The sequence below is a fragment of the Streptococcus mitis genome (assembly GCF_001579045.1).
GTDB lineage: Bacteria > Bacillota > Bacilli > Lactobacillales > Streptococcaceae > Streptococcus > Streptococcus mitis_D.
On record NZ_KQ970261.1, the window covers coordinates 462005 to 463229 of the forward strand.

The following is a 1225-nucleotide window of genomic DNA, read 5'->3' on the forward strand; positions in this document are numbered from 1 at the left end:
ATGCTGATTCTGAGGCAACCTTAGATGCTGACTCGCTCGCTGAGTTGCTTGTTGATGCTGATTCTGAAGCTACCTTAGATGCTGACTCGCTCACTGAGTTGCTTGTTGAGGCTGACTCTGAAGCTACCTTAGATGCTGACTCGCTCACTGAGTTGCTTGTTGATGCTGATTCTGAAGCTACCTTAGATGCTGACTCGCTCACTGAGTTGCTTGTTGAGGCTGACTCTGAAGCTACCTTAGATGCTGACTCGCTCACTGAGTTGCTTGTTGATGCTGATTCTGAAGCTACTTCTGATGTACGTTTAGATGCAGATTCGCTCACTGAGTTGCTTGTTGAAGCTGATTGTGATTCTACTTCTGATGTACGTTTAGATGCAGATTCGCTCACTGAGTTACTTGTTGAAGCTGATTCTGAGGCAACCTTAGATGCTGACTCGCTCGCTGAGTTGCTTGTTGATGCTGATTCTGAAGCTACTTCTGATGTACGTTTAGATGCAGATTCGCTTACTGAGTTGCTTGTTGATGCTGACTCTGAGGCAACCTTAGATGCTGATTCGCTCGCTGAGTTGCTTGTTGAAGCTGATTCTGAAACTACCTTAGACGCTGACTCGCTCACTGAGTTGCTTGTTGAGGCTGATTCTGAAGCTACCTTAGATGCTGATTCGCTCGCTGAGTTGCTTGTTGATGCTGACTCTGAAACTACCTTAGATGCAGACTCGCTCACTGAGTTGCTTGTTGAAGCTGATTCTGAAGCTACCTTAGAGGCTGACTCGCTCACTGAGTTGCTTGTTGAAGCTGATTCTGAAGCTACCTTAGATGCAGATTCACTCACTGAGTTGCTTGTTGAAGCTGATTGTGATTCTACTTCTGATGTACGTTTAGATGCAGATTCGCTCACTGAGTTGCTTGTTGAAGCTGATTCTGAAGTTACCTTAGATGCAGATTCGCTTACTGAGTTGCTTGTTGATGCTGATTGTGAAGCTACTTCTGAAGCTACCTTAGATGCAGACTCGCTCACTGAGTTGCTTGTTGATGCTGATTCTGAAGTTACCTTAGATGCTGATTCGCTCACTGAGTTGCTTGTTGAGGCTGATTCTGAGGCAACCTTAGATGCTGACTCGCTCGCTGAGTTGCTTGTTGATGCTGACTCTGAAGCTACCTTAGATGCTGACTCGCTCGCTGAGTTGCTTGTTGAAGCTGACTCTGAAGCTACCTTAGACGCTGA

At 46.0% G+C, this 1225-nt stretch carries 1 pseudogene; it reads left to right on the plus strand.

Going from position 1 to position 1225, the window contains the following annotated elements:
- Positions 1–1225: pseudogene (locus SMIDD28_RS12475) on the plus strand (hypothetical protein); the annotation flags it as partial.